This is a genomic window from Geobacillus sp. DSP4a (assembly GCF_013096875.1).
GTDB lineage: Bacteria > Bacillota > Bacilli > Bacillales > Anoxybacillaceae > Geobacillus > Geobacillus thermophilus.
In genome coordinates, this window is sequence record NZ_SDLD01000165.1 from 1 (window position 1) to 688 (window position 688).

Consider the following 688-nt stretch of genomic DNA (forward strand, 5'->3'; position numbering starts at 1 on the left):
ATGTATTTTTGTATCAAACAACAGCTAAATGGTTTGACCAAAGAAGAATACTTGACTCTTCGAGAACTGTGCCATATTGCCAAGAACATGTACAACGTCGGATTGTACAATGTCAGACAATACTATTTTGAACACAAGGAATTTCTTAATTATGAGAAAAACGATCATCTTGCAAAAACTAACGAAAACTATAAGCTGTTAAACAGCAACATGGCACAGCAAATTTTAAAAAAGGTCAATGAAGCCTTTAAATCTTTCTTTGGTTTGATCAGTCTTGCCAAACAAGGAAAATATGATCACAAGGCTATCAGTATTCCAAAATATCTTAAAAAAGATGGCTTTCATTCACTGATCATTGGCCAGATTCGTATAGACGGCAACAAATTCACGATACCGTATTCTCGCCTATTTAAAAAGACTCACAAGCCTATCACGATAACGATTCCGCCTGTGTTACTGGACAAAAAGATTAAGCAGATTGAAATCATTCCTAAGCATCATGCCAGGTTCTTTGAGATTCAGTACAAATATGAAATGCCTGAAGATCAAAGAGAATTAAACGACCAAAAAGCACTGGCAATTGATTTAGGATTAAACAATCTTGCCACTTGTGTCACATCAGACGGCAGATCATTCATCATTGATGGGCGGAGATTAAAAAGTATAAATCAATGGTTTAACAAAGAAA

General features: G+C 35.2%; 1 protein-coding gene. It reads left to right on the forward strand.

Features of this window, described 5'->3' with window-relative positions:
• Positions 1 to 688, forward strand: a 688-nt coding sequence (locus tag ETC02_RS16825; protein ID WP_171698464.1) for an RNA-guided endonuclease InsQ/TnpB family protein, incomplete at its 3' end; no start/stop codon positions are given.